General features: G+C 73.0%; 22 protein-coding genes. 12 read left to right on the top strand and 10 right to left on the bottom strand.

Annotation, left to right across the window (positions count from 1 at the left end; genetic code table 11):
• Positions 1–13: 13 nt before the first annotated feature.
• Positions 14–523, bottom strand: coding sequence for an ATP-binding protein (locus tag IO29_RS08690; protein WP_078618149.1), 510 nt, complete (start codon positions 521–523; stop codon positions 14–16).
• Between the two features lie 347 nt (positions 524–870).
• On the opposite strand from IO29_RS08690, the gene IO29_RS08695 reads away from it, so the two are divergent.
• The 3 genes from IO29_RS08695 (at position 871) to IO29_RS08705 (ending at position 4,628) form a co-directional block, all read left to right on the top strand.
• On the top strand, positions 871–1,695 hold the full coding sequence (locus IO29_RS08695) for a helix-turn-helix domain-containing protein (protein WP_051707486.1): 825 nt from the start codon (positions 871–873) through the stop codon (positions 1,693–1,695).
• 261 nt (positions 1,696–1,956) lie between these two features.
• The gene (locus tag IO29_RS08700) at positions 1,957–3,417 is read left to right on the top strand and encodes an aldehyde dehydrogenase family protein (protein WP_030378613.1); all 1,461 of its coding nucleotides are present in this window, start codon (positions 1,957–1,959) and stop codon (positions 3,415–3,417) included.
• Positions 3,418–3,605: 188 nt separating this feature from the next.
• Positions 3,606–4,628: a DedA family protein gene (locus IO29_RS08705; protein ID WP_030378612.1), complete on the top strand. Its 1,023-nt coding sequence runs from the start codon at positions 3,606–3,608 to the stop codon at positions 4,626–4,628.
• Positions 4,629–4,648: 20 nt separating this feature from the next.
• On the opposite strand, the gene IO29_RS08710 is transcribed toward IO29_RS08705, so the two are convergent.
• Positions 4,649–6,388, bottom strand: a complete 1,740-nt coding sequence (locus tag IO29_RS08710) for a threonine/serine exporter family protein (protein ID WP_030378611.1) — start codon at positions 6,386–6,388, stop codon at positions 4,649–4,651.
• A 146-nt stretch (positions 6,389–6,534) separates the two neighbouring features.
• Entirely contained in the window at positions 6,535–7,026 is a 492-nt protein-coding gene (locus tag IO29_RS08715; protein ID WP_030378610.1) for an inorganic diphosphatase, read from the bottom strand.
• 546 nt (positions 7,027–7,572) lie between these two features.
• On the opposite strand from IO29_RS08715, the gene dacB reads away from it, so the two are divergent.
• The 6 genes from dacB (at position 7,573) to folE (ending at position 15,425) form a co-directional block, all read left to right on the top strand.
• Positions 7,573–9,048, top strand: coding sequence for a D-alanyl-D-alanine carboxypeptidase/D-alanyl-D-alanine endopeptidase (gene dacB, locus IO29_RS08720; RefSeq protein WP_420705361.1), 1,476 nt, complete (start codon positions 7,573–7,575; stop codon positions 9,046–9,048).
• 198 nt (positions 9,049–9,246) lie between these two features.
• On the top strand, positions 9,247–10,380 hold the full coding sequence (locus tag IO29_RS08725; protein WP_030378608.1) for a zinc-dependent metalloprotease: 1,134 nt from the start codon (positions 9,247–9,249) through the stop codon (positions 10,378–10,380).
• Positions 10,381–10,554: 174 nt separating this feature from the next.
• Complete coding sequence (tilS, locus tag IO29_RS08730) at positions 10,555–11,757, top strand: tRNA lysidine(34) synthetase TilS (RefSeq protein WP_030378607.1); 1,203 nt, start codon at positions 10,555–10,557, stop codon at positions 11,755–11,757.
• 76 nt (positions 11,758–11,833) lie between these two features.
• Entirely contained in the window at positions 11,834–12,394 is a 561-nt protein-coding gene (hpt, locus tag IO29_RS08735) for a hypoxanthine phosphoribosyltransferase (protein WP_030378606.1), read from the top strand.
• Positions 12,395–12,594: 200 nt separating this feature from the next.
• A complete protein-coding gene (ftsH, locus tag IO29_RS08740) occupies positions 12,595–14,631 on the top strand; it encodes an ATP-dependent zinc metalloprotease FtsH (RefSeq protein ID WP_030378605.1) in 2,037 nt (678 codons plus the stop codon).
• Positions 14,632–14,819: 188 nt separating this feature from the next.
• Complete coding sequence (gene folE / locus IO29_RS08745) at positions 14,820–15,425, top strand: GTP cyclohydrolase I FolE (RefSeq protein ID WP_030378604.1); 606 nt, start codon at positions 14,820–14,822, stop codon at positions 15,423–15,425.
• Between the two features lie 27 nt (positions 15,426–15,452).
• On the opposite strand, the gene IO29_RS08750 is transcribed toward folE, so the two are convergent.
• The 5 genes from IO29_RS08750 to folP form a co-directional block, all read right to left on the bottom strand.
• Positions 15,453–15,950, bottom strand: coding sequence for a DUF3180 domain-containing protein (locus tag IO29_RS08750; RefSeq protein ID WP_030378603.1), 498 nt, complete (start codon positions 15,948–15,950; stop codon positions 15,453–15,455).
• Positions 15,951–16,003: 53 nt separating this feature from the next.
• Positions 16,004–16,612, bottom strand: coding sequence for a 2-amino-4-hydroxy-6-hydroxymethyldihydropteridine diphosphokinase (gene folK, locus IO29_RS08755; RefSeq protein ID WP_030378602.1), 609 nt, complete (start codon positions 16,610–16,612; stop codon positions 16,004–16,006).
• Positions 16,609–16,968, bottom strand: a complete 360-nt coding sequence (folB, locus tag IO29_RS08760; protein ID WP_030378601.1) for a dihydroneopterin aldolase — start codon at positions 16,966–16,968, stop codon at positions 16,609–16,611. The genes folK and folB overlap by 4 nt, the downstream gene beginning before the upstream one ends.
• Positions 16,969–17,264: 296 nt before the next feature.
• A complete protein-coding gene (locus IO29_RS08765) occupies positions 17,265–17,774 on the bottom strand; it encodes a nuclear transport factor 2 family protein (RefSeq protein ID WP_030378600.1) in 510 nt (169 codons plus the stop codon).
• Positions 17,771–18,631 carry a dihydropteroate synthase gene (gene folP / locus IO29_RS08770; RefSeq protein WP_078618147.1) on the bottom strand — a complete coding sequence of 287 codons (861 nt, stop codon included), beginning with the start codon at positions 18,629–18,631 and terminating at the stop codon, positions 17,771–17,773. Before folP ends, IO29_RS08765 begins: the two co-directional genes overlap by 4 nt.
• A gap of 247 nt (positions 18,632–18,878) precedes the next feature.
• On the opposite strand from folP, the gene IO29_RS08775 reads away from it, so the two are divergent.
• The gene (locus IO29_RS08775; RefSeq protein ID WP_030378598.1) at positions 18,879–19,991 is read left to right on the top strand and encodes an alpha/beta hydrolase; all 1,113 of its coding nucleotides are present in this window, start codon (positions 18,879–18,881) and stop codon (positions 19,989–19,991) included.
• Between the two features lie 255 nt (positions 19,992–20,246).
• Entirely contained in the window at positions 20,247–21,644 is a 1,398-nt protein-coding gene (locus tag IO29_RS08780) for a hypothetical protein (RefSeq protein ID WP_078618146.1), read from the top strand.
• Between the two features lie 584 nt (positions 21,645–22,228).
• Here the strand turns inward: IO29_RS08780 and IO29_RS08785 are convergent.
• Both IO29_RS08785 and IO29_RS08790 read right to left on the bottom strand, forming a co-directional pair.
• Complete coding sequence (locus IO29_RS08785; protein WP_030378596.1) at positions 22,229–23,551, bottom strand: PH domain-containing protein; 1,323 nt, start codon at positions 23,549–23,551, stop codon at positions 22,229–22,231.
• On the bottom strand, positions 23,548–24,090 hold the full coding sequence (locus IO29_RS08790; protein ID WP_030378595.1) for a PH domain-containing protein: 543 nt from the start codon (positions 24,088–24,090) through the stop codon (positions 23,548–23,550). The genes IO29_RS08785 and IO29_RS08790 overlap by 4 nt, the downstream gene beginning before the upstream one ends.
• Before the next feature lie 31 nt (positions 24,091–24,121).
• Between IO29_RS08790 and IO29_RS08795 the strand changes: the two genes are divergently transcribed.
• Positions 24,122–25,273: an NADH-quinone oxidoreductase subunit D gene (locus IO29_RS08795; RefSeq protein ID WP_030378594.1), complete on the top strand. Its 1,152-nt coding sequence runs from the start codon at positions 24,122–24,124 to the stop codon at positions 25,271–25,273.
• Positions 25,274–25,287: the final 14 nt, after the last annotated feature.

Raw genomic sequence — 25,287 nt, forward strand, 5'->3', positions numbered from 1 at the left:
GGACCCCGGCGGATCAGTCCGCCGGCGCCAGCCGGAACATCGCCCACACGACCTTGCCGCCGAGCGTGCCGGCCAGCGGGTGCCAGCCCCAGCCGTCGGCGAAGGACTCGACGAGGAGCAGTCCCCGGCCGCACTCCGCCGAGAAGTCGTCCACGGCATCCTCCGCGTCCGGCGCGACGGGGCTCTCCCCGCTGGGATCGCGCACCGCGCAGACCAGTCGCGTCGCCCACCGCATCAGGTGCAGCCGCACCGGAGCCGCCTGTTCGGCGCCGCGCGGCGGGTCCGCGGGCAGCGCGTGACGCAGCGCGTTGGTGACGAGTTCGGAGACCACCAGGCAGACGTCGTCGAAGAGGTCGCCCCGCTCCCACTGGTCCAGGGTCCGCCGGGTGAACTGCCGTGCCTCGCGCACCGCTTCGTAACGGGCGGGCAGACCGCAGGAGGCGGCGGTGGACACGGACGCGGGGTCCAGCGGCGGAAGTCCCTGCCGTAAGGGCTCGAGCATGGTCGATCCATTCGTCCCCATGCGAGGCACTCCCGGGTGTTCGCGGTCGTGGCGATGCAGCGGTGGCGCGGCACCATGGTTTCCGATGCGCACGGCAGATGCAAGGGCAGATGCACGTGCACGCGCCGGAAATGGGCCCCCAAGTACCGCTTGTCACGCATTTCTTCCGCCACTTTCTTCCCCGGTTCCCCGTGCGGGAGCGCTCCCCGAGCCCTCCGCCGTGGCCGGACGGCCACTCCTTTCCATTTCTGTAACCGCACGAGTACTGCTCGTCGTGGTTTAGTGGCAGACTGCGCGTCCGGAAGACGTTGGGGAGGGCTGACGAAGTGAGCGCTGGGGAGTCCACTAGCGGCTCGGTGGTGCGGCGCATGCTGCTCGGGTCGCATCTCAGGCGTCTGCGGGAGTCGCGGAGCATCACCCGGGAAGCGGCCGGCTACTCGATCCGCGCCTCCGAATCGAAGATCAGCCGCATGGAGTTGGGGCGCGTGAGCTTCAAGACGCGGGACGTCGAGGACCTGCTGACGCTGTACGGCGTCGCCGACGAGGCGGAGCGGACCTCCCTTCTCTCCCTGGCGAAGGAGGCGAACGTCGCCGGGTGGTGGCACAGCTACTCGGACGTCCTGCCCAGCTGGTTCCCCACGTACATCGGCCTGGAGGGCTCGGCCCACCTCATCCGCTCCTACGAGGTGCAGTTCGTGCACGGTCTGCTCCAGACCGAGGCGTACGCCCGCGCCGTCGTCTCCCGCGGCATGGGCGGCGCGAGCGCGGCCGACATCGACCGGCGGGTGGCGCTGCGCCTGGAGCGGCAGAAGTACCTCGTCTCCGAGAAGGCCCCCGAGTTCCACATCGTCCTGGACGAGGCGGCGCTGCGCCGCCCCTACGGCGACCGCGAGGTGATGCGCGGCCAGCTCCAGCACCTCATCGACCTCTCCGAGCGCTCCAACGTGCGGTTGCAGGTCATGCCCTTCGGCTTCGGCGGCCACTCCGGCGAGAGCGGCGCCTTCACCCTGCTCAGCTTCCCCGAGTCCGATCTCTCGGACGTCGTCTACCTCGAGCAGCTCACCAGCGCCCTCTACCTCGACAAACCCGAGGACGTCGCCCAGTACGAGCAGGCGCTCAAGCAGCTCCAGCAGGACAGCCCCTCCCCCGAGGAGAGCCGCGACCTCCTGCGCGGGCTGCTCCAGCTCTCCTGAGCGCGCCCGAACCGCTTCCCCGAATGCGCCCGAACCGCTTCTCCGAGCGCGCCCGAACCGCTTCCCCGAGCGTGCCCGGAGCCGCCCCGGTACCCGTTCCCGTGTCGCCCCGGTACCCGTTCCCGTCTCTCCTGACTCCTCCCAACTCCCGTCCGTCACACGTACGATGACGTCATATCGAACGTTGATCGGATGATGACTGCGAAGGCTGTCACGGCAGCGACAGGGATCGCACGGCAGCGACAGGGATTGAGGGAGCACATGTCGTCCTACTTCACGGACCTGGCTCAGCAGTACATCGACGGCGAGTGGCGTCCGGGCACCGGCGGCTGGGAGATCATCGACTTCAACCCGTACGACGGCGAGAAGCTCGCGGCGATCACGACAGCCACCGTGGACGAGGTGGACCAGGCCTACCGCGCCGCCGAACGCGCCCAGCGGGAGTGGGCGGCCACCAACGCCTACGCCCGCCGCGCGGTGTTCGAGAAGGCGCTGCGCCTGCTGGAGGAGCGCGAGGCGGAGATCGCCGAGCTGATCATCGCCGAGCTGGGCGGCACCCGCACCAAGGCCGGCTTCGAACTGCACCTCGCCAAGGAGTTCCTGCGCGAGGCGGCCCAGCTCACGCTGACCCCCCAGGCCCGCGTCCTCCCCTCGCCGACCGAGGGCAAGGAGAACCGCCTCTACCGGGTCCCCGTCGGCGTCGTCGGGGTGATCAGCCCCTTCAACTTCCCCTTCCTGCTCTCCTTGAAGTCCGTCGCCCCGGCGCTCGCGCTCGGCAACGCGGTCGTCCTCAAGCCGCACCAGGACACCCCCGTCACCGGCGGCACCCTGGTCGCGAAGCTCTTCGAGGACGCGGGGCTGCCCGGCGGCGTGCTCAACGTCGTCGTCACCGACATCTCGGAGATAGGCGACGCCTTCCTGGAGCACCCGGTGCCCAAGGTGATCTCCTTCACCGGCTCCGACAAGGTCGGCCGGCACGTCGCCACCGTCTGCGCCTCGTACTTCAAGCGCACGGTCCTGGAGCTCGGCGGCAACAGCGCCCTGGTGGTGCTGGACGACGCCGACATCGACTACGCCGTCGACGCGGCCGTCTTCAGCCGGTACGTCCACCAGGGCCAGGTCTGCATGGCCGCCAACCGCGTCCTGGTGGACCGCTCGGTGCTGGAGGAGTTCACGGCCAAGTTCGTCGCCAAGGTGACGTCCCTCAAGACCGGCGACCCGAAGGATCCGGCCACGGTCATCGGCCCCGTCATCAACTCCTCCCAGGCCGACGCCCTCACCGCCGCCGTCGACCAGGCCGTCGAGGCCGGCGCCACCGCCCTGGTGCGCGGCCGGACCACGGACAACCTGGTCGAGCCGTCGGTCCTCACCGACATCCCGGCCGGCTCGCCCCTGCTCAAGCAGGAGCTCTTCGGCCCGGTGGCGCTGCTCCTGCCGTTCGACGGCGAGGAGGAGGCCGTCCGCCTCGTCAACGACACGCCCTACGGCCTCAGCGGCGCCGTCCACACCGGGGACGTCGAGCGCGGCGTCGCCTTCGCCCAGCGGATCGACACCGGCATGTTCCACGTCAACGACGGCACCGTCCACGACGAGCCGCAGGTCCCCTTCGGCGGCGAGAAGCACTCCGGGGTGGGGAGGCTGAACGGCGAGACGACGGTGGAGGCGTTCACCACGCAGAAGTGGATCTCGGTGCAGCACGGGCGCAGCCGCTTCCCGTTCTGACCGGGCGGGCGCGAGCCGCCACGGCGACCGGGCCGCTACGGCGACCCACAGCTTCGTCCCAGGGGGCGCACAGGGCATCCTGGTGACACCCGTGGAACCTGGCGGGGACACCTTGCGTTGATAGCTTTGACCGGCCGTACCTTTCTCGGGTACGGCCGTACCCCCTCACTCCTCGGGAGCCCGGAACCGTGCAGACGCTTGCCCTCGGACCGAGCTGGCTGGATCCGAATCACCTCCTCGACACGTTCGGCATCTGGGGCCTGCTCCTCGTCGTCTTCGCCGAGTCGGGTCTGCTCATCGGTTTCTTCCTGCCGGGCGACTCGCTGCTGTTCACCTGCGGCCTGCTGATCACCTCGCACCAGATGGACTTCCCGCTGTGGGCGGCGATCGCGCTGATCTGCCTCGCCGCGGTCCTGGGCGACCAGGCGGGCTACATGTTCGGCAAGAAGGTCGGCCCCTCGCTCTTCAACCGGCCGGACTCCCGCCTGTTCAAGCAGGAGAACGTCGTCAAGGCGCACGAGTTCTTCGAGAAGTACGGCCCGAAGTCCCTGGTACTGGCCCGCTTCGTGCCCGTCGTGCGCACGTTCACCCCGATCATCGCGGGCGTCAGCGGCATGCGGTACCGCTCGTTCGTGGTCTTCAACGTCATCGGCGGCGTCCTGTGGGGCGCGGGCGTGACGCTGCTCGGCTCCTGGCTGGGCAAGATCGACGCGGTCAAGAACAACATCGAGGCGATCCTCATCCTGATCGTCCTCGTCTCGGTGATCCCGATCGCCATCGAGTTCCTGCGCGCCCGTTCGAAGGCGAAGAAGAACCCCCCCGAGGCCGCGCCCCGGCCGGTGCCGGCCGGACAGGCGGCGTACGGCTCCCCTCAGCACCCCCCGATGGACGACGCCACCACCCGTCTGCGCGCCGTCCCCCCGGCCCACCGGGACCAGCACTACGGCAACGGCGACGCCGGGCAGCAGCAGCCGTACGGCGACCAGCAGCACTACGGCGACCAGCAGGGGTACGGCGACCAGCAGGGATACGGCGGCCGGCAGGGGTACGACCAGCAGTACGGCCACCAGGACCCCGGGCACCGGGACTACGGCCAGGGGCAGCAGTACCCCCCGCAGCACCACGACCAGTACCAGGGCCGGCCCCAGCAGCCGTACGGCTACGACCAGGGCGGCCGTCAGCAGCAGTACCCGTACGACAACCAGGGCTGACGGCCGGGGCGGGGACCTCTTCAGAACCCGCGCGTCCGCTTCGCGGCCCGCCGTCCCTCCGCCGTGCCGACCCGCAGGAACAGCCGGGAGACCTCCGCCCCCAGGTTCACCCCGATCGCGATGGCCATGGACAGCGCCACGGCCTTGGTGAGCGACACCAGGCCGCCGTCGACGTCGTTCTGGGCGATGCCCAGCAGCCCGAAGTACGTCGCCGAACCGGGCAGCAGCGGACCGATCGCCGCCGTGGTGTAGGGCAGCGCGGACGCGAACCGGTAGCGGGACAGCAACTGTCCGAAGAGGCCGACCAGGCCGGCCGCCGCGGCCGTGGACGCCACCGGTGACAGGTTGCCCGCGTCGCGCATGGCCCCGTAGACCGACCAGGCCACCCCGCCGTTGAGGGTGACCAGCAGCACTGTCGACCGCTCCTGCTGGAGCAGCACCGCGAAGGTCAGCGACAGCAGCATGGAGGCGGCGAGCTGCCACCCCGGCCGGTCGACGCTGCCGAGCGCCGCGTCCGGGTTGAGCTTGGCGCCCAGGGTGACGCCGAAGTACAGCACCATCAGGACGCCGACGACGATGCCGGTGAAGAAGTACATGACTTCCAGCAGGCGCGCGGAGGCGGTGATGTAGAAGCCGGTCAGCCCGTCCTGCACGCCCGCCACCAGCGCCCGCCCCGGCAGCAGCGCGAACAGGCCACCGGTGATGACGGCGGACGCCTTCACGTCGACGTGCGCGAGCGTGAGGGCGACGCCGATCGCGGCCGGGGGCGTGGCGGCCACCGTGAACTGGTAGAACTCGGGCAGTCCGCGCCCGGCGCACAGCCAGGCGAGCCGGTCGCCGAGCATCGCGCCCGCCGCCGCGGCGACGAACACGAACAGTCCGCCGCCGACCAGCACCGAGGCCGCGCCCGCGAGGAGCCCGCTCGCCACGGTCAGCGCCCAGCCGGGGTACGGATGCCGGTTGCGCCGTATCTCCGCGAGCCGCCGGTAGGCCTCCTCCAGGGAGATCTCCGTCTCGTCGTCACTGAGGTCGTCGACGAGGTGGAAGACGGCGGCCAGCCGGGTGTAGTCGGTGCCGCGGCGGCGCACCACGCGGGAGGCCGAGACCGGGTCGTCGACGAGGGACGGCTGGTAGGAGACCGACAGCAGCGTGAAGGTGACGTTGGGCTCGCAGCGGTCCAGGCCGTAGGAGCGGCAGACCGCGAACATCGCCGCCTCGACGTCCTCGGCGCCCTCGCCGCCCGCGAGCAGCAGTTCGCCGATGCGGAGGGTGAGGTCCAGGACGCGCGGCACGGCCGGGCCCGGCTCGTCGGCGCGCCGTACGGTCTCCAGGGCGGGGCGCTCGGTGACGGACATGCGCAGCATCGCGCGCATCCGGTCCTGCCAGGGCGCCTCCTTGGTGAGCTTCACCAGGGGCACGCCGGTGGGCGGGGTGAAGGCGTGGAGGGCGTCCCGGGCGCTGTACGTGCGCGGGGGGCTGAACGCGGAGCCCTCGGGCTCGGCGGGCGGGGCCTGCGGCACGTCGAGGCCGCTCGGCACGGCGAACTCGGAGGTGGTCTCCGGCTCGACGGCGGGCGGTTGCGGGACGTCCAGGCCCGCCGGGATCGCGAACTCGGACGTCGTCGACGACTCGTTGTCACCCGGTGCGCCGTGCGCGCCCGGGGTGCCGTGTGTCCCCGTCACGACCGCCGCCGGGGGAACGAACGCGCTGCGTGCCTCGTCCGACCGCGGCTTGCGGTCGTCCGCCTCGCCCTCCGCCACCAGCTCGCCCCACCTTCCGCCCGCGGGTCCCGATCCCTGCACCTCCGGTACGAGTACTCCCCGCACGCCTCAGTATGCGCACGACATGCCAACGGGCCGCGTCACCCGGAAGAGTCACGCGGCCCGTGGAGTACTGCGGGAGAGGGTCAGTGACCGCCCTGCTCCTTGAGACGCTTGTACGACCGCTCGATCTCGGCCTCGGCGTCCGCGCGGCCGACCCAGTTGGCGCCCTCGACCGACTTGCCGGGCTCCAGGTCCTTGTAGACCTCGAAGAAGTGCTGGATCTCCAGGCGGTCGAACTCGGACACGTGGTGGATGTCCCGCAGGTGCTCCACGCGCGGGTCCGAGGCCGGGACGCACAGCAGCTTGTCGTCGCCGCCGGCCTCGTCGGTCATCCGGAACATGCCGATGGTGCGGCACTTGATGAGGCAGCCGGGGAAGGTCGGCTCCTCCAGCAGGACAAGCGCGTCCAGCGGGTCGCCGTCCTCGCCGAGGGTGTTCTCGACGAAGCCGTAGTCGGCCGGGTAGCTGGTCGAGGTGAAGAGTCGACGGTCCAGGCGGATCCGACCGGTCTCGTGGTCCACCTCGTACTTGTTCCGCGAACCCTTCGGGATCTCGATCGTGACGTCGAACTCCACCGGTGGCTCCTCCATGATCAACACATAGTTCTGGTGATTAAGTGTCCCTCACGCAGGTGTGTGATCGCGAAAGGGGCTGGTGGTCGTGCCGGAGCTGAGGGCCTGGCCGGCCGCGCACCCGCGCCCGGCGCGGTTCGCGGAGGCCGTGCCGGAACAGAGGGTGGCACGAACCGAGCACACGGTGACACCGCGTGTGGCACGGATCACGAGACAGGGGGCTCGCTCGTGACACACATCACAAAACCCGGCGCACCGGAGTCGAGCGGCGCACCGGAGTCGAACGGCACGACGGAGTCGAGCGGCGCACCCGAGTCGAGCGGCACGCGGGGGAAGGCGGCCACCGACACCGCCTCCCCCGAGCCGCCCCCGGTGCCGGGCCCGGGGCCGACGGCCCCGGCCGCGGCGGACGCGGTTCCCGCGCCCTCAGCGAGGGGAGCCGACGGGGAAGGCGCTGCCGGGGTGGCCGCGGGCCCGGGCTCCCGGGCCGTCGCGTCGGCTCCGGGGTGGGACGGCGCGGTCGCGCGCGTCGTGCGCGTGGCGCGGGGTGTGCGGGCCCGCGCCGTGCGCGGCGCGCGGCGCGGGCGCGGGGACCTCGCGAGGGCCCTGCGTTCGCTGCGTGCGCGCTCCGCGCGGCTCACCACCGCGCAGTTCGTCGCCGTGGCCGTCGTCGTCGGGATGGCGCTCGCCGCCGGGGCGGTGACCGCCGCCGGTCCCTGGAGCGCCGACGGCCGGCGCGTCGCCGAGCGGGAGCGCGCCGCAACCGGCGCGGACCACGGCTCCGGCAGCCGCGCGGGCGCCCCCCGCCCCGCCCCCAGCGCCGCCGCCGTCCTGGCCGGCCTCGGCCGCACGCGAGCCACCGGCAAGAGCCTCGCCGACGTCCTCGACCCGCTGCTGGGCGACCCCTCGCTCGGCGACCACCGGGGGGCCGCCGTCGTCGACGTCGCCACCGGGAGACGTCTGTACGCCAAGGACGTCGACGCCGGGCTCACCCCCGCCTCCACCACCAAGATCGCCACCGCCGTCGCCGCGCTCTCCGCCCTCGGCCCCGACCACCGCCTCACCACCCGCACCGTCCTGGAGCCCGGCACCAAGAAGGTCGTCCTCGTCGGCGGCGGCGACCCCACCCTCACCGCACGCGAGAAGGCCGACGGCTGGGCCAGCCTGCGCACGCTCGCCGACACCACCGCCGCCGCGCTGAAGAAGCGCCACCTGACCTCCGTGACCCTGACGTACGACACCTCGCTCTACGCCGGCATGTCCCGGCACCCCCTCGGCGTCAACGAGAACCTCGCCGCCGTCACCCCGCTGACGGCCGACGAGGGCCGCCTGGACGACTCCACGAGCGGCCCCGCCCCCCGCGCCGCCGACCCGGCCGAGGCCGCCGCCCACCGCTTCGCCGCCCTGCTCGGGGACCACGGCGTCAAGGCCACCCCGGCCGGCTCCGCCGGGGCCACCGACCGCGCGAAGGCCCTGGCCTCCGTCCAGTCCCCGCCGCTCACCGCCGTCGTCGAACGCATGCTCACCCACAGCGACAACGACATCGCCGAGGCCCTGGCCCGCCAGACCGCCCTCGGCACCGGCGGCAAGGGCAGCTTCGCCGGCGGCGCGGCGGCCGTCGGCGCCCAGGTGAAGAAGCTCGGACTGCCGGTCGAGGGCGCGGAGTTCCACGACGGCAGCGGCCTCGACCGCCGCGACAAGCTCACCGCCCGCCTGCTGACCTCCCTGCTCGCCCTGGCCGGCTCGAAGGACCACCCCGAGCTCCGCCCGGTCCTCACCGGCCTGCCCGTCGCCGGCTTCACCGGCACCCTCAGCGACCGCTACGAGTCCACCGACTCCCGCGCCGGCACCGGCTTCGTCCGCGCCAAGACCGGCTCCCTCACCGGTGTCAACACCCTCGCCGGCACGGTCGTCGACACGGACGGCCACCTCCTGGCCTTCGCCTTCCTCACCGAGAACTCCATGGACCAGCCCGCGGCCCGGGCAGCCCTGGACCGCGCGGCGGCCCGCCTGGCGAGCCGATGACGTCAGGGGCCGGCACCCGTGCCCCAAGGGGGCGCGGGGCTGTGACGTGTGCGGCTCCGCCGCGCGGGCGCGCGCGACCACGAACCGGCCGTCAGCCGCCACGTCACCGCAAGGGCCGGCACAGAACGCGCCCGGGGTCAGAACGGGCGCCCCTCTTCCACCTGCCCCCAGCGGCAGCGCTCCCGTACGGTTGAAGACATGACGCGCATCGGTGGTGCAGCATCCGGGATGGTCGACTGGAATCTCGCGGTGGCGACCGCGACCCGCTTCGTGCGGCCGGGCCCCGACGTCAGCCGTGACGAGGCCCGGGCCGTCGTCACGGAACTGCGCAGGCACGCCAAGGCCTCCGAGGAGCACGTCCGCGGCTTCACCCGGCTCGGCGAGGCGGGCGCGCACGACACCCCCGTCCTGGTCGTCGACCGCCCCGGCTGGGTCCGGGCCAACGTCGCCGGCTTCCGCGAACTGCTCAAGCCGCTGCTGGACAGGATGCAGGAACGTCGCAGCGGCACCCCCGGCGGCGCCGTCCTCGGCGCCGTCGGCGGCAAGGTCACCGGCGTGGAGGTCGGCATGCTGCTGTCCTTCATGTCCTCCCGGGTCCTCGGCCAGTACGAGACCTTCGCCCCGGCCTCCCGCGACCTGCCCGCGGGCGAAAACGGCGGCGGCCGGCTGCTCCTGGTCGCGCCCAACATCGTCCACGTGGAACGCGAACTGGAGGTCGACCCGCACGACTTCCGGCTCTGGGTCTGCCTGCACGAGGAGACGCACCGCACGCAGTTCACGGCCGTCCCCTGGCTGCGCGACCACCTCCAGGGCGAGATCCAGTCCTTCCTCGGCGAGACCGAGATGGACCCCATGACGATCCTGGAGCGCATCCGGGAGGCGGCCCAGTCACTGGCCGGCGGCCGCTCCGAGGGCGAACAGGACGAGGACGGCGGCCGCTCCCTGGTCGAACTGGTGCAGACACCCGCACAGCGGGAGATCCTCGGACGGCTGACCGCGGTGATGTCCCTCCTCGAGGGCCACGCCGACTTCGTGATGGACGGCGTGGGCCCCTCGGTCGTGCCGTCCGTCGCCGAGATCCGGGAGAAGTTCCAGCAGCGCCGCGCCAAGGGCGCCTCCCGCCTCGACCTCGCCCTGCGCCGGCTGCTCGGTCTTGACGCCAAGCTCCGGCAGTACCGGGACGGCGAACGGTTCGTCCGGGCCGTCGTCGAGGAGGTCGGCATGGACGGCTTCAACCGGGTGTGGACCTCACCGAACACCCTGCCCACCAAGGCGGAGATCGCCGCACCGGCGGACTGGATCGCCAGGGTGCACCGCACGTCGGAATCCTGAGACGGAGGGCGGTCGACGGCAGGGGAACGCCCCCTCAATCACCCGTCCGAGGGACCGCCGGCCCAGGAAAGGCGTGCAATGCTCGGGAAACGCCTCGGTTCTGTCACCATCTACACACTCTGCGTGACCGAACCCGGGGCCAACCCCCCGAAAACTTCATGAAGGGAACCGGACATGGGTCCCCACCCCGCGGTCGCGGCGATACGCCTGGCGGTCCGCCGCGTCCTCCACGACATCCTCACCGAACACACCGCCGACGCCCCTGACGGCGCCGGCGCCCCTCGCCGCGCCCACGCCCCGCTCGCCGGCGCCGGCCGCACCGCGCGGGCGACGACCGCCGCCCACCCCGCGCGGCCCGCGCTCGCGCGCACCGACCACCCCGCGCCGCCCGCCGAGGCCGCCCGTCCGCCCCGCGCGCCCGGTGCCTTCCCGGCCGTACCCGCCCCGCTCGGCCCCGGCCGTCCCGCGCCGCTCGTGCTCGTGGCCTGCTCCGGCGGCGCCGACTCGATGGCGCTCGCCTCCGCCCTCGCCTTCGAGGCCCCCCGGCTCGGTGTCCGGGCCGGCGGCATCACCGTCGACCACGGTCTACAGGCCGGCTCCGACCGGCGCGCCGAGGAGGTCGTCGAACGCCTGCGCGAGCTCGGTCTCGACCCCGTCGACGCGGTCGCCGTCTCCGTCGGCCGTGACGGAGGCCCCGAGGCCGCCGCCCGCGACGCCCGCTACGCCGCGCTCGACGCCGCCGCGGAGCGTCACGACGCCGCCGCCGTCCTGCTCGGCCACACCCGCGACGACCAGGCCGAGACGGTCCTGCTCGGCCTCGCCCGTGGCTCCGGCATCCGCTCCCTGTCCGGAATGGCCGCGGTCTCGGGGGCCGCCGGCCGTTACCGGCGCCCCTTCCTGCGGCTCGACCGGCAGACCGCCCGCAAGGCCTGCATGGTCCAGTCCCTGCCCGTCTGGGACGACCCGCACAACACCGACCCCGCCTACACCCGCTCCCGGCTGCGCCACGAGGGACTGCCCGCCCTGGAGAAGGCGCTCGGCAAGGGCGTCGTCGAGGCGCTCGCCCGCACCGCCCAGCTCTCCCGCGACGACGCCGACGCCCTCGACGCCTGGGCCCGCGAGGCCGAGCGGGGCGTACGGGACGACGCCGGACGGCTGGAATGCGCCAAACTCGACGCACTCCCTCCGGCCGTCCGCCGCCGCATCCTGCGCCGCGCCGCCCTCGCGGCCGGGGCCCCGGGCGGCTCCCTCTTCGCCCGCCACATCGAGGAGGTCGACCGGCTGGTCACCGCCTGGCGAGGTCAGGGAGCCATCAATCTCCCGGGCCGAGTCGTGGTCCGTCGGCAGGGTGGCAGACTGGTGATTCGGCAAGGCTGAATCCGGGCCCCTCCCATCGGACCCTCCGCAGGGGTCGCGCGGTGGCCCGGAACGGCCGGTGGGACGACCGAAAGTGATGCGGGTGGACGCGAAAGACATGGGCACCGACCTCAAAGAGGTGCTCATCACCAAGGAAGAGATCGACGCGAAGCTGGCCGAGCTGGCCGCGAAGATCGACGCGGAGTACGCGGACAAGGACCTGCTGATCGTCGGCGTCCTCAAGGGCGCGGTGATGGTCATGGCCGACCTCGCCCGCGCGCTGTCCACCCCCGTCACGATGGACTGGATGGCGGTCTCCTCCTACGGGGCCGGCACCCAGTCCTCCGGCGTGGTGCGGATCCTCAAGGACCTCGACACCGACATCAAGGGGCGGCATGTCCTGATCGTCGAGGACATCATCGACTCCGGACTGACCCTGTCCTGGCTGATCTCCAACCTCGGCTCCCGGGAGCCCGCCTCCCTCAAGGTGTGCACGCTGCTGCGCAAGCCGGAGGCGGCGAAGGTCGCGATCGACGTGGAGTGGGTCGGCTTCGACATCGCCAACGAGTTCGTCGTGGGGTACGGCCTCGACTACGCCGAGAAGTACCGCAACCTCCCGTTCGTCGGTACGCTCGCGCCCCACGTCTACGGCGGCTGAACCCCGCTCGGCAGGACCCCCGCGGCTTCCGCCGGGACGGCCGGGAACCCCGGCGGGGTCCGCGCCGTTGAAGCATGCGAGGACGGGATCGCGGGAACTCCCCTGCGGCGTCGGGTGACAATCCTGGGGTACCGTCCGAAGAACAGTCTTTTATCAAACTCACTATGGCAGGAGGGACGGGGCGGCACCGCTCCGTATGGATGGACGTGAAGCGATACTTCCGTGGGCCGGTCATGTGGATCGTGCTGGCCGTCCTTGCCGTGGTCGTGTTGATGCAGGTCGTCGGCTCCTCCGGCGGCTACAAGACGGTGGACACCGGCCAGGTCGTCCAGGCGATCAACCAGAACAAGGTCGAGTCGGCCAAGGTCACCACCGGCGACGAGCAGGTCATCAAGGTCCAGCTCAAGGACGGCGTCAAGGTCGAGGGCAGCTCGAAGATCCAGGCGAGCTACATCGGCGACCAGGGCGTCAATGTGGCCAACACCCTTCAGGACAAGTACCAGAACAAGCAGATCCCGGACGGCTACACGGTCTCGCCGTCCAAGCAGAACCCGTTCCTCGGGATCCTGCTCTCGCTGCTGCCCTTCGTCCTGATCGTGGTCGTCTTCCTGTTCCTGATGAACCAGATGCAGGGCGGCGGCTCCCGGGTCATGAACTTCGGGAAGTCCAAGGCGAAGCTCATCACCAAGGACACCCCGAAGACGACGTTCTCGGACGTCGCCGGTTCGGACGAGGCGGTCGAGGAGCTCCAGGAGATCAAGGAGTTCCTCCAGGAGCCCGCCAAGTTCCAGGCCGTCGGCGCCAAGATCCCCAAGGGCGTGCTGCTGTACGGCCCGCCCGGAACCGGCAAGACCCTGCTCGCGCGGGCCGTCGCCGGTGAGGCCGGGGTCCCCTTCTACTCGATCTCCGGTTCCGACTTCGTCGAGATGTTCGTCGGTGTCGGTGCCTCCCGGGTCCGTGACCTGTTCGAGCAGGCCAAGGCGAACGCCCCGGCCATCGTCTTCGTCGACGAGATCGACGCGGTCGGCCGCCACCGCGGCGCCGGCCTCGGCGGCGGTCACGACGAGCGCGAGCAGACGCTGAACCAGCTGCTCGTCGAGATGGACGGCTTCGACGTCAAGGGCGGCGTCATCCTCATCGCGGCCACCAACCGGCCCGACATCCTGGACCCGGCGCTGCTGCGTCCCGGCCGCTTCGACCGGCAGATCGCCGTCGACCGTCCGGATATGCAGGGCCGCCTCGAGATCCTCAAGGTCCACCAGAAGGGCAAGCCGGTCGCCCCGGACGTCGACCTGTCGGCCGTCGCCCGCCGCACCCCCGGCTTCACCGGTGCCGATCTGGCCAACGTGCTGAACGAGGCCGCGCTGCTCACGGCCCGCAGCGACCGCAAGCTGGTCGACAACCAGATGCTGGACGAGGCGATCGACCGCGTGGTCGCGGGCCCGCAGAAGCGGACCCGGATCATGTCGGACAAGGAGAAGAAGATCACCGCGTACCACGAGGGCGGTCACGCCCTGGTCGCGGCGGCCTCCCCGAACTCCGACCCGGTCCACAAGATCACAATCCTGTCCAGGGGCCGGGCCCTCGGCTACACGATGGTCCTGCCCGACGAGGACAAGTACTCGACCACGCGCAACGAGATGCTGGACCAGCTCGCCTACATGCTGGGCGGCCGCGCGGCCGAGGAGCTCGTCTTCCACGACCCGACCACGGGCGCGGCCAACGACATCGAGAAGGCCACGTCCACGGCGCGCGCCATGGTCACCCAGTACGGCATGACCGAGCGTCTCGGCGCCATCAAGTTCGGCGGCGACAACACCGAGCCGTTCCTCGGCCGTGAGATGGCCCACCAGCGTGACTACTCGGAAGAGGTCGCCGCGCTGGTGGACGAGGAAGTCAAGAAGCTGATCGAGAACGCGCACAACGAGGCCTGGGAGATCCTGGTCGAGAACCGCGACGTGCTCGACAACCTGGTGCTGGCCCTGCTGGAGAAGGAGACGCTGGGCAAGGAGCAGATCGCCGAGATCTTCGCCCCCATCCACAAGCGTCCCCCGCGGCCCGCGTGGACCGGTTCCTCGCGCCGCACGCCGTCCACCCGCCCGCCGGTGCTCTCCCCCAAGGAGCTCGCACTGACCAACGGGGCCAACGGCACTCCGGCGATCAGCACGGCCAAGTCCACGGCGAGCGAGTCCGCCCCGGCGGCCGAGCCCGCCCCGGAGGACCGCCGGGACAGCTGAGCCCACGGCTCCGGCCGGCCCCGCCGGCCGCCCGCCGGGCCCGGAACAAATGCCGCGCCTCCCAGGTTCTAGCCTGGGAGGCGCGGCATTCGTCGTATGCCCGCACGTATGTCCGTACGTATGCGCGGCCCCTACGCACGACGCGTGACAGACCCGAACGCGTCACAGGCTCAGGAACGAGGCACCACATGACCGACCCGGTGACGCTGGACGGTGAGAACACGATCGGCGAGTTCGACGAGAAGCGCGCCGAGAACGCCGTGCGCGAGCTCCTCCTCGCCATCGGAGAGGACCCCGACCGCGAGGGCCTCCGGGACACCCCGGGCCGGGTGGCGCGGGCGTACCAGGAGATATTCGCGGGGCTGTGGCAGCGTCCCGAGGACGTGCTGACCACGACCTTCGACCTCGGCCACGACGAGATGGTCCTGGTGAAGGACATCGAGGTGTTCTCGACCTGCGAGCACCACCTGGTGCCGTTCCGCGGTGTGGCGCACGTCGGGTACATCCCGTCGGCCAACGGCAAGATCACCGGTCTGTCGAAGCTGGCCCGGCTCGTGGACGTCTACGCCCGCCGCCCCCAGGTGCAGGAGCGGCTCACCACCCAGGTCGCCGACTCGCTCATGGAGATCCTCGAACCGCGCGGCGTGATCGTCGTGGTCGAGTGCGAGCACATGTGCATGTCGATGCGGGGCATCCGCAAGCCCGGCGCCAAGACGATCACCTCGGCGGTGCGCGGCCAGCTGCGCGACGCCGCCACCCGCAACGAGGCCATGAGCCTGATCATGGCGCGCTGAGCCCCCGGCGCGACACGGGGGCGGCGGTCAGGCGGCGGCCGCGGTGCCGTCGTTGTCGCTGTTGTCGTCGTCCCCGTCCTCCGGGAGCTTGCAGACGCGCTCCAGGAAGAGGGCGGCCGCTATGACCGCGATGCCGCCCACGACCGAGAACCCGGCGTAGATCGCCTGGTCCCGGCGGGCGGGGAAGTCGAGGTACTCGAGCAGGAGGGCGCCCGTGCCGCCGTACATGCCGGCGACGAGCGCGGCGACCAGGGCGCTGGCCTGGCCGAAGACGACCGCGCGGGCGGCCATCAGGGGGTCCACGCCCTTCGCCCCGGGGCGGCGCTCGCGCTGGGCCCGCAGCCGGGCGCGCAGCGACAGCGCGGTGGCCAGCAGGACCACGGCGATCAGCGCCAGCACGATCGGCGCGGCCAGCGGGACACTCGGCAGTGTCCCCACCGCCATCCACAGGCGGGCGCCCGACCAGGACAGCACTCCGGCCACCACGAACACCGCCGCCAGCGTCCTGATGCGCAGCTCTTCCACGGTGCCCCTTCGTCGGTGTCGAGCGGTCGTTCCGGCTCGGTAGACCTTAACGACTACTCGGGCAGCCGGAGTTCCAGGTCGGCGCGCGGCGCCACGCCTTCACGGGTGATCCCGTCGAGCAGTTCGGCCACGGGACCGCGCCCGGGCAGCGCCGCCGCGGGGTCCACGTCGTGCCAGGGCGCCAGGACGAAGGCCCGCTCGTGCGCGCGGGGGTGGGGGAGGGTGAGCACGGGGTCGTCGGAGACGACGTCGTCGTAGGACACGATGTCCACGTCGAGGGTGCGCGGCCCCCAGCGTTCGTCCCGGACCCGGTGGAAGGCCTCCTCCACCGCGTGCGCCCGCTCCAGGAGCGAGGACGGCGGCAGGGTGGTCTTCAGCACGGCCACCGCGTTGAAGTACGACGGCTGGCTGCCGGGCTCGACGCCCCACGGCTCCGTCTCGTAGACGGGGGAGACCGCCTTGACGCGGACGCCGGGCGTGTCCTCCAGGGCGTCGACGGCGCCCTGGAGCGTCTCCAGGCGGTTGCCGAGGTTGGAGCCCAGGGAGAGCACCGCGCGCCGGGGGTTCTGAAGGGTGCTGTCGGCGGCGTCCACGCGCGCGGTCACCGCGGCGGGCACGGGCTGGACCACCGGGTCGCCGGGACCGGGGGGGAAGGCTGTCATACGCGGCTCCGGGTGAGGGTGACGGTCACGTCGTCGAACGGCACGGTGATGGGGGCCTCGGGCTTGTGCACGCACACCTCGACCTCCTGGACCGGCTCGTGCCGCAGGCAGGCGTCGGCGATGCGCTGGGCGAGGGTCTCGATGAGGTCGACGGGGTCGCCCGCGACGATCGCGGCGATCTCCTCGGCGACGATGCCGTAGTGCACCGTCTTCGTCAGGTCGTCGTCCGCCGCGGCGGGGCGGGTGTCCAGGCCGAGGACCACGTCCACCACGAAGGTCTGGCCCCGCTCGCGTTCCTCGGGGAACACGCCGTGGTGCCCGCGGGCCCTCAGGCCGCGCAACGCGACACGATCCACGCGCCTCACTCCTGCGTCTCGTACGGGACGGCCGGGCAGCGGCCGTCGGGGCCATATGCGGGCGGCATAACGGCCACGAACGAATCTACCCGCGCCCACCGACAGCACCCCCGCGCGGGGGCACGCGTCCCCTTCCCGGGCGGGACGGCCGGAACGGGCCGCTCCGGCCGCGCCACCTGGGCGAAGGGCGCCGCCGGGCAGGCCGCCGCCCGGCGGCCGTGATTCCCCCCACGTCCCGCGTGCGGGGGGACGTTCCGGGGCGTTCCCGCCCGTACCGGCCGGGCGAACGGGTCCGCTCAGGCCGTCGCGTCCGGCGTGCCGTCCGGCTCCCCGCCGTCGGATTCGGCCAGCACCGGGGAGGCGTGGTGGGACCACAGCCGCCAGCCGTCCGCCGTGCGGCGGAAGACGTTGGTGGCGACCACCAGCTGGCCGACGAGCGGACCCGGCTCGTCGCCGTCCTCGGCGGGCCCGCCGCTGAGGATGTTCTCCGTGCACGTGACCAGCGCGGTGTCGCCGGTCACCGAGACGTGCACGTCGGTCAGGAAGAACTGGATGTACTCCGTGTTCGCCATGATCAGCGCATACGACCGCAGCACCTCGCCGCGCCCGGTCAGCACCGGCCAGCCGGGATGGACGCAGGAGATCACGCCGGCCTCCGCGGGGTCGTGGTACTCCTCGTCGACGCCCACGTCGGACGGCGTCAGCCACATCGACGACAGCTCCTCGAAGTCGCCGCGCTCCATCGCCTCGTAGAAGGCGGTGTTGGCCTGTTCGACCTGTTCGACGTCGAGGTGGGGAGCGGTCACCGGGCTCCTTCCACGGCACGGGCGACGCGCACGGCGTCGGCGGTCGCGCGCACCTCGTGCACCCGGACCGCCCAGGCGCCCGCCCCCGCGGCCAGCGCGGAGACGGCCGCCGTGGCGGCGTCCCGCTCCCGCGCGGGCGGCGGGGCGCCGTCCGGACCGGCCAGTACCCGGCCCAGGAACCGTTTGCGGGAGGCGGCGACCAGCAGCGGGTGGCCGAGGCCGAGCACCCGGTCCAGGCGGGCCAGCAGGGCGAGGTCGTGGTCGACGTCCTTGGAGAAGCCGAGCCCCGGGTCGACGACGACGCGGTCGGCCGCGACGCCGCCGGCCAGCACGGCCTCCACGCGCGCGTGGAGCTCGTCGACGACCTCGGTGACGACGTCCTCGTAGACCCCCCTGACGTTGCCGCCCGCCAGGAAGCCGCGCCAGTGCATGACGACGAAGGGGGCGCCCGAGGCGGCGACGACGGGGACCATCGCCGGGTCGGCCAGTCCGCCGCTGACATCGTTGACGAGGACGGCACCGGCGGCGAGCGCCTGCTCGGCGACCCGCGCGCGCATGGTGTCGACGGAGACGACGACCCCCTCGGAGGCGAGGCCCCGCACGACGGGGACGACACGGCGCAGCTCCTCCGCCTCGTCGACGCGGGTGGCGCCGGGCCGGGTGGACTCGCCGCCGACGTCGACGAGGTCGGCGCCCTCCGCGACGAGGTCCAGGCCGTGCTTGACGGCGACGGTGGTGTCGAACCAGCGGCCCCCGTCGGAGAAGGAGTCGGGCGTCACGTTGACGACGCCCATGACCGCACAGCGGTCCCATCTCGGCAGTCCACCCACGGGGCTCCGCCCGGTCTTGTCGCGCATGTGTTCAGCCTAGGCGGCGCACGTACGGTAGGAGGCGCGGGCTGTGCCGGATCCGCGGCTCCGCCGCGTGGGCGCGACCAGCCACACAGCGCACCTGCACCTGCACCTGCACCTGCACCCGCACCCGCCGACGCACCGCACCGCACCGTCCGCGCTCCACCGCGCTTGCGCCCGCGCCCTCCCCCGCCCCCTATAACCTGTTTCCTCCCGGCCCGCCGGGACCCCCGCACAGGCGAAGGGACGCCCCGTGGGCCTCACCAGCACCCCCACCCTCCTCACGACCACGCTGTGCGCCGCCGCGCTGCTCACCGGCACCGTCTGGTGCTGGCCCCGCCTCGCCCGCACCAGTTGGCGGACCGTCGGCGGCCGCGTGGGCCTTCTGCTGGCCGCCCAGCTCGCCCTCTTCGCCTGCGTCGCCCTGGCCGCCAACCGCAGCTTCGGCTTCTACGCGAGCTGGGCGGACCTCTTCGGCCGGGAACGGGGAGAGGGCGTGGTCGTCGACCACACTCCGTACGGCACGGACGGCGCGGGCGGACCGCTCCGTGTCGTCGGCCTCCACAGCGCGGACGGGACCGGTGGGCGGATCCAGCGCGTCCGTATCGTCGGCCGTACGACCCGGATCGCCACGCCCGCGCTGGTCTATCTGCCGCCGGAGTACTTCCAGCCCCGCTACCGCACCCGCACGTTCCCCGTCGCCGTGGTGCTCACCGGCTACCCGGGGACGGCCGAGGCGCTCGTCCGGGGGCTGCGCTACCCGCAGACGGCCCACCGGCTGGTCGCGGCGGGACGGATGCGTCCCATGGTGCTCGTGATGCTGCGGCCCACCGTGGCGCCGCCGCGCGACACGGAGTGCGCGGACGTCCCGGGCGGCCCGCGCACCGAGTCGTTCTTCGCCGAGGACCTGCCCGAGGCGGTCCGCACGCACTACCGGGTGGACCGCGCCCCCGCCGGCTGGGGCGTCGTCGGCGACTCCACGGGCGGCTACTGCGCACTGAAACTGGCCATGCGTCACCCGGAGGCCTACGCGGCCGGGGCGGGGCTGTCGCCGTACTACCGGGCGCCGGTCGACCGCACCACCGGCGACCTCTACGGCGGCGACCAGAACCTGCGCGACCGCGCCGACCTGTGGTGGTGCCTCGCCCATCTGCCCGCGCCGGACACCTCACTGCTCGTCAGCAGCAGCCGCACGGGCGAGAACAACTACAAGGACACACTGGAGTTCATAAGGCGGGTGAAGGCCAAGGGGGTCACCCGGATCTCGTCGATCATCCTGGACAGCGGCGGCCACAACTTCAACACCTGGCGGCGGGAGATCCCGGCGACGCTGCGGTGGATGAGCGACCGGCTCGGCGCGCGGTAATTCGCGGTGCAATGGTCGACGGTGATGTACGCGCAGGTCAGGTGGCGTGTGCGGCACCGGAATTCCGCGCTGCCCGTCACCCCGCGCCCCGGCCATAAACGATCTTGAAAGTGCGATGCCGGAACTCCCGCGCACCGCTCCCGCACTTCCCGTCCGTGCCCTTGGTACGGCTGATGCGGGGCGAAGCTTTCGGCGTGGCCGTGTTTTTACCGGGCGGGGCACCATCATTCGCCTACGCGCGGTAAGTTTCTGGCCATGCCACGTGGACGTCACCGTCATTCCCCGCCCCTGCACCGGCTGTTGCCTCCCTCGGTGATCGCAGGCGTCTCGGTCGTCTGCGCCGTGGGGCCCTGGTTGTTCACGGAAGCCGCGCTGCTCCGTGGGCTGGCGGCGGGTGCCGCGGTGACAACTGTCGTCGGCACGTTCGTCATGCGCCGCTGGGACGTCGCGGCGGGCAAGCGCGTCGCCGACCTCACGCGCGCGCGGGCGAGCGACGAGTGGCGGCACGAGGAGCGGGTCGCGGAACTCGAGACCGACCTCGAGGAGTCGCGCGAGCTGCGCCAGAAGCTGGAGCAGAAGCTGCGCGGCAAGCGCACGGAGCTGGCCCGGCTGCGCAACGAGCACGCCGCGCTGCTGCGCCGGTACGCCACGGCGGAGACGGAGCGGGCGAGCGCCCTGGAGGGCCGCCGCCTGCTGGAGATAGAGGCGGCACCGGAGACGGAGGAGTCCGCATCCGAGGACACGGCGGCGTCGGACGTGGCGACGACGGCCGCCACGGCGGGCAAGGCCGGTACGACGACGGCCGCCACGGCGGCCAAGGCCGGTACGGCCACGGCGGGCGGGAGCGGCGCCGACGCGTCGGCACTGGCGGCCTCCGGGGTGCCCCGGGCGTTCTCCCCGGCCGGCGGGAAGCTCTTCCAGCAGGCCGGCTCCGCGCTGGAGCGCCTGGTGCGCGAGGGCGCCGCCGACAAGGCCGCCCGCGCCGAAGAGGAGACGGACGCCGCGGAGCCCGTCTCCGTCGCCGAGGACGCGTCGGCCACCGGGGCGGAGGCGCCCGAGGCGGCCGCGGAGGGCGACGCCCTTCCCGAGCCGGCCGCCGCCGGGGCCGCCCCGCGCGGGCAGGAGCCCGAGCCGAAGCAGGACGGCGAGGGCGGCTCGCCCGACGACCGGGGCCCGCAGGACGACCCGCCGACCCGCGCTCCCCGGCAGCGCTCCGCCGAGGACGCGGCCGCCGCGGCCGACGCCCCGGCGCAGGACACCACCGCCCATGGGCCGACGGACTCGGCGGCGGCCCCCGCCCCCGAGCACGCCGCACCCGCCTCCCCGGGCCGGCCGGCCGGACCCGGGCACTTCACCGTGCCGACGGCGGTCGCCGTCGTACCGGCCGAGGCCCCCCGGCGCCCCTTCGTCCAGGGCGGTTTCGACTTCTTCGGCACCCAGAAGACGGCTCCCGAGCGCACGGCGGACTCCGTGCACAACGAGGACCTCGCGGACGTCGTCGGCCAGGAGGCGCTCGCGCTGCACAAGGCGGAGGCCGAGTCCGGCTTCAAGCCGGCCGGCCCCGAGGTGCGGGCCGGACAGGTCATCGACCTGACCGAGCACGACGAGACCGAACAGATCGACATCGAGGGCCTCCGCACGGCGGCGTCGTAACCACGCGCGGCCGACCGGGGTGCCCCCGGCTCCCGGCCGCGTCGGTTCCCCGGCGGCCCGGGCCCGCTCTCGCGCGGCTCCGCAGCGGGGAAGGCGAGCACGCACCGCGCCGCGCGAGGGGCGCGGGGCCGTATCCGATCCGCGGCTCCGCCGCGTGGGCGCGACCAGCCCCACCGGCCGTCAGCCGACAACGGGCCTCCGGGTTCCCGGCGCTTTGGGCACCTTCGCGCGCCTCCGGCGCGGTGGCGCGGTCGGCTCCCGTCGGCCGTCGGCCGACAACGGGCCTCCGGGTTCCCGCAGCGCTTCGGGCACCTTCGCGTGCCTCCGGCGCGGTGGCGCGGTCGGCTCCCGTCGGCCGACGGGCCGACAACGCGCCTCCGGGTTCCCGGCGCTCCGGGCACCGCGCGCCTCCGGCGCGGTGGCGCGACCAGCCCCCACCGGCCGTCACCCGACAACGCGCCTCCGGGTTTCCGCAGCGCTTCGGGCATCTCCGCGCGCCTCCGGCGCGGTGGCGCGGTCGGCCCCCGCCGGTGTCGGCGGCCGACAGCGCGCTCCCAAGGGCCGCTCACGCGCTCAAGGGTCGCTCACGCCATCCAGCGGTCCGGCCTCGCCGCCCGGCGTCCCGTGCGGGAGCGGTCCGCCTGGGCGCGGAGGAGGGCCGCCGCCTCGCCCGCGTCCCGCAGCCGGGCCGTGACCGTGCCGCCCGCGCCGTTGTCCACATGCACCGAGGCCAGCCCGTGCAGCCGCGCCCACGGCCCCTGCGTCAGCCGTACGCTCTGCACCTTCGCGTGCGGGACCAGGGCGAGCCGGCGGCGCAGCAGTCCGTGCCCGGCGGCGAACACCGTGTCCGTCACCGCGAGCCCGTGGCCGCGCCACCACAGCGGCAGACAGCGGCCCGCCCGGCGCGGCGGACGGGACAGACCCGCCGGCACGGTGACGCCGGGCAGTATCCGCGCCACGACCGCCTCGGCGACCTCGCGCGGGGCGACCGGCACGAGCAGCGAGTTGGACGACCCGGCGACGTCCAGCTCCACCCGCACCCAGTCGCGCCGCCGCCACAGCACCGGCTGCACGATCCGCACGGTCTGCACCCGTCCCGGCGGCACGGTCTCGTGCGCGCGGTCGAGCAGTCCGCGGTCGATGCGCAGCCCGTCGGGCGACTCGCCCACCGTCCAGTCGTACTCGGTGGCGAACCGGCCCACGCTGCCCGCGCCGGCCGCGCCGAGCAGCGGCAGCGCGGTCGCCAGCACTGTCCACAGGTTGTGGGTGGCGAGCCACAGCAGCGCCGGGACGACGAGCGCGCCGGCCGGCGCGGCCCAGTTGGTGACGGTCAGGAGCAGCGAGACGGCGAGCCTGCCGGGCGGCACGCGCAGCAGTCGGCGGGCCGGTGCCTCGCCCACTTGGTGCGCGGTCTCGGGCGCGAACCCGGCCGCGCGGGCGAGGAGTTCGGCGCGCAGGGAGCGGGCCTCGGACTGGCCCAGATAGGCCAGTTCGTCCTTCTTGTCGACGCCTATGACGTCCAGCCGCAGCTTGGCCACGCCCGCGACCCGGGCGAGCAGCGGCTGGGTGACGTCGACCGCCTGGAGCCGTTCGAGCCGGATGTGCGCGGTGCGGCGGAACAGCAGTCCGGTGCGGATGCGCAGCTCGCTGTCGGTGACCGAGAAGTGGGTGAACCACCAGCTCAGGAAGCCGTACAGGGCGGCGGCCGGGACGAGGACGGCGAGGGCGACCAGCAGGGTGGTGGTGGTCAGCCGGTCCAGCTGGCGCTGGGTCTGGTCGGGGTCGTGCACGGCCCAGCCGAAGACGACGGCGACCGGCGCCCAGGCGCGCCGGAACGGCGTGACGGGGTGCAGCCGCCGCTCACCGGGCCGGGTTCCCGCGCCGGTGTGCGCCTCCTCGCCCGTCACAGCCCGGCCGATCGGGCCTCGCCGAGCCGGGTGAGGTGGTCGCGCAGGCGTTCGGCCTCGGCGGGGGCGAGGCCCGGGATCGTGGCGTCCGTCGCCGCGGCCGCCGTGTGCAGCTGCACGGTCGCCAGCCCGAACCGCCGTTCGACGGGGCCGGAGGAGACCTCCACCAGCTGCATCCTGCCGTAGGGCACCACGGTCTCCTCGCGCCACAGCACGCCCCGGCTGATCAGCAGCTCGTCCGCGCGCTCGGCGTACCGCCAGGAGCGCCAGTTGCGGCCGAGCAGCACCCAGCCCCAGGCAAGGGCGACGAGCGGCAGCAGCGCGCACAGCGCCCAGCCGGGCCCGGCCAGCAGCCCCGGCAGCAGCCCGGCGGCGAGGGCCGCGGGCACGAGCCACAGCACCAGCAGCAGCCGCCGCATCCGCAGCAGCCCGGGCGGCAGCCCCCGCCACACGGGCTCGCCGCCGGCGTCACCGCCGTCGGCCGCGCCCCCGTCCCCGCCGTCCGCCGCGGTACCGGCCGCGGTGCTCCCCTGCTCCATGCCGCAAGCGTACGTACGAGAGACTGGTGCCATGACTCCCACGACGGAGACCACGGTCGGTGTCGGCGGCGCCGCGGAGAGCACCGACATGGTGCTCAACATCGGCCCCCAGCACCCCTCCACGCACGGCGTGCTGCGGCTGCGCCTCGTACTGGACGGCGAGCGGATCCTGAGCGCCGAGCCGGTGATCGGCTATATGCACCGGGGCGCCGAGAAGCTGTTCGAGGCGCGCGACTACCGCCAGATCATCGTGCTCGCCAACCGCCACGACTGGCTGTCGGCCTTCGCCAACGAACTGGGCGTCGTCCTCGCCGTCGAACGGATGCTCGGCATGGAGGTCCCCGGCCGCGCGGTCTGGATCCGCACGCTGCTCGCGGAGCTGAACCGGGTGCTCAACCACCTGATGTTCCTCGGTTCCTACCCGCTGGAGCTCGGCGGCATCACGCCGATGTTCTACGCGTTCCGGGAGCGCGAGGAGATCCAGCACGTCATGGAGGAGGTCTCCGGCGGCCGGCTGCACTACATGTTCAACCGGGTCGGCGGCCTCAAGGAGGACCTGCCCGCCGGATGGACCACGCGCGCGCGTGCCGCCGTCGCCGCCGTCCGCTCCCGCATGGACGTCTACGACGACCTGGTCCTCGGCAACGAGATCTTCCGCGGCCGTACGCGCGGGGTCGGCGTCCTGGCGCCCGAGGCCGTGCACGCCTACGGGGTGAGCGGCCCCATCGCGCGCGCGTCCGGGGTCGACTTCGACCTGCGGCGGGACGAGCCCTACCTGGCGTACGGGGAGCTCCAGGACGTCCTGAAGGTCGTCACCCGGGACGAGGGCGACTGCCTGGCCCGCTTCGAGTGCCTGCTGGAGCAGACCCACAACGCCCTCGGCCTCGCCGACGCCTGCCTGGACCGGCTCGCCGAGCTGCCGCCCGGCCCGGTCAACCAGCGCCTGCCCAAGGTGCTCAAGGCCCCCGAGGGCCACACCTACGCCTGGACCGAGAACCCGCTCGGGATCAACGGCTACTACCTGGTCAGCAAGGGCGACAAGACGCCGTACCGGCTCAAGCTGCGCTCGGCCTCGTACAACAACATCCAGGCGCTCACCGAACTGCTCCCGGGGACGCTGGTCGCGGACATGGTGGCCATCCTGGGGTCGATGTTCTTCGTGGTCGGCGACATCGACAAGTAGGGCGGTACGCGGAA

It is taken from the genome of Streptomyces sp. NRRL F-6676 (assembly GCF_000725625.1).
Classification (GTDB): Bacteria; Actinomycetota; Actinomycetes; order Streptomycetales; family Streptomycetaceae; genus Streptomyces.

What these genes read in the sequence shown, in the direction of transcription:
- IO29_RS08690 (WP_078618149.1), bottom strand. Translation starts at nt 523, where the DNA reads ATGGGGACGAATGGATCGACCATGCTCGAGCCCTTACGGCAGGGACTT.
- IO29_RS08695 (WP_051707486.1), top strand. Translation starts at nt 871, where the DNA reads ATGCTGCTCGGGTCGCATCTCAGGCGTCTGCGGGAGTCGCGGAGCATC.
- IO29_RS08700 (WP_030378613.1), top strand. Translation starts at nt 1,957, where the DNA reads ATGTCGTCCTACTTCACGGACCTGGCTCAGCAGTACATCGACGGCGAG.
- IO29_RS08725 (WP_030378608.1), top strand. Translation starts at nt 9,247, where the DNA reads ATGACGCGCATCGGTGGTGCAGCATCCGGGATGGTCGACTGGAATCTC.
- tilS (WP_030378607.1), top strand. Translation starts at nt 10,555, where the DNA reads ATGGGTCCCCACCCCGCGGTCGCGGCGATACGCCTGGCGGTCCGCCGC.
- hpt (WP_030378606.1), top strand. Translation starts at nt 11,834, where the DNA reads ATGCGGGTGGACGCGAAAGACATGGGCACCGACCTCAAAGAGGTGCTC.
- ftsH (WP_030378605.1), top strand. Translation starts at nt 12,595, where the DNA reads ATGGACGTGAAGCGATACTTCCGTGGGCCGGTCATGTGGATCGTGCTG.
- folE (WP_030378604.1), top strand. Translation starts at nt 14,820, where the DNA reads ATGACCGACCCGGTGACGCTGGACGGTGAGAACACGATCGGCGAGTTC.
- folK (WP_030378602.1), bottom strand. Translation starts at nt 16,612, where the DNA reads ATGACAGCCTTCCCCCCCGGTCCCGGCGACCCGGTGGTCCAGCCCGTG.
- folP (WP_078618147.1), bottom strand. Translation starts at nt 18,631, where the DNA reads ATGCGCGACAAGACCGGGCGGAGCCCCGTGGGTGGACTGCCGAGATGG.
- IO29_RS08780 (WP_078618146.1), top strand. Translation starts at nt 20,247, where the DNA reads ATGCCACGTGGACGTCACCGTCATTCCCCGCCCCTGCACCGGCTGTTG.
- IO29_RS08790 (WP_030378595.1), bottom strand. Translation starts at nt 24,090, where the DNA reads ATGGAGCAGGGGAGCACCGCGGCCGGTACCGCGGCGGACGGCGGGGAC.
- IO29_RS08795 (WP_030378594.1), top strand. Translation starts at nt 24,122, where the DNA reads ATGACTCCCACGACGGAGACCACGGTCGGTGTCGGCGGCGCCGCGGAG.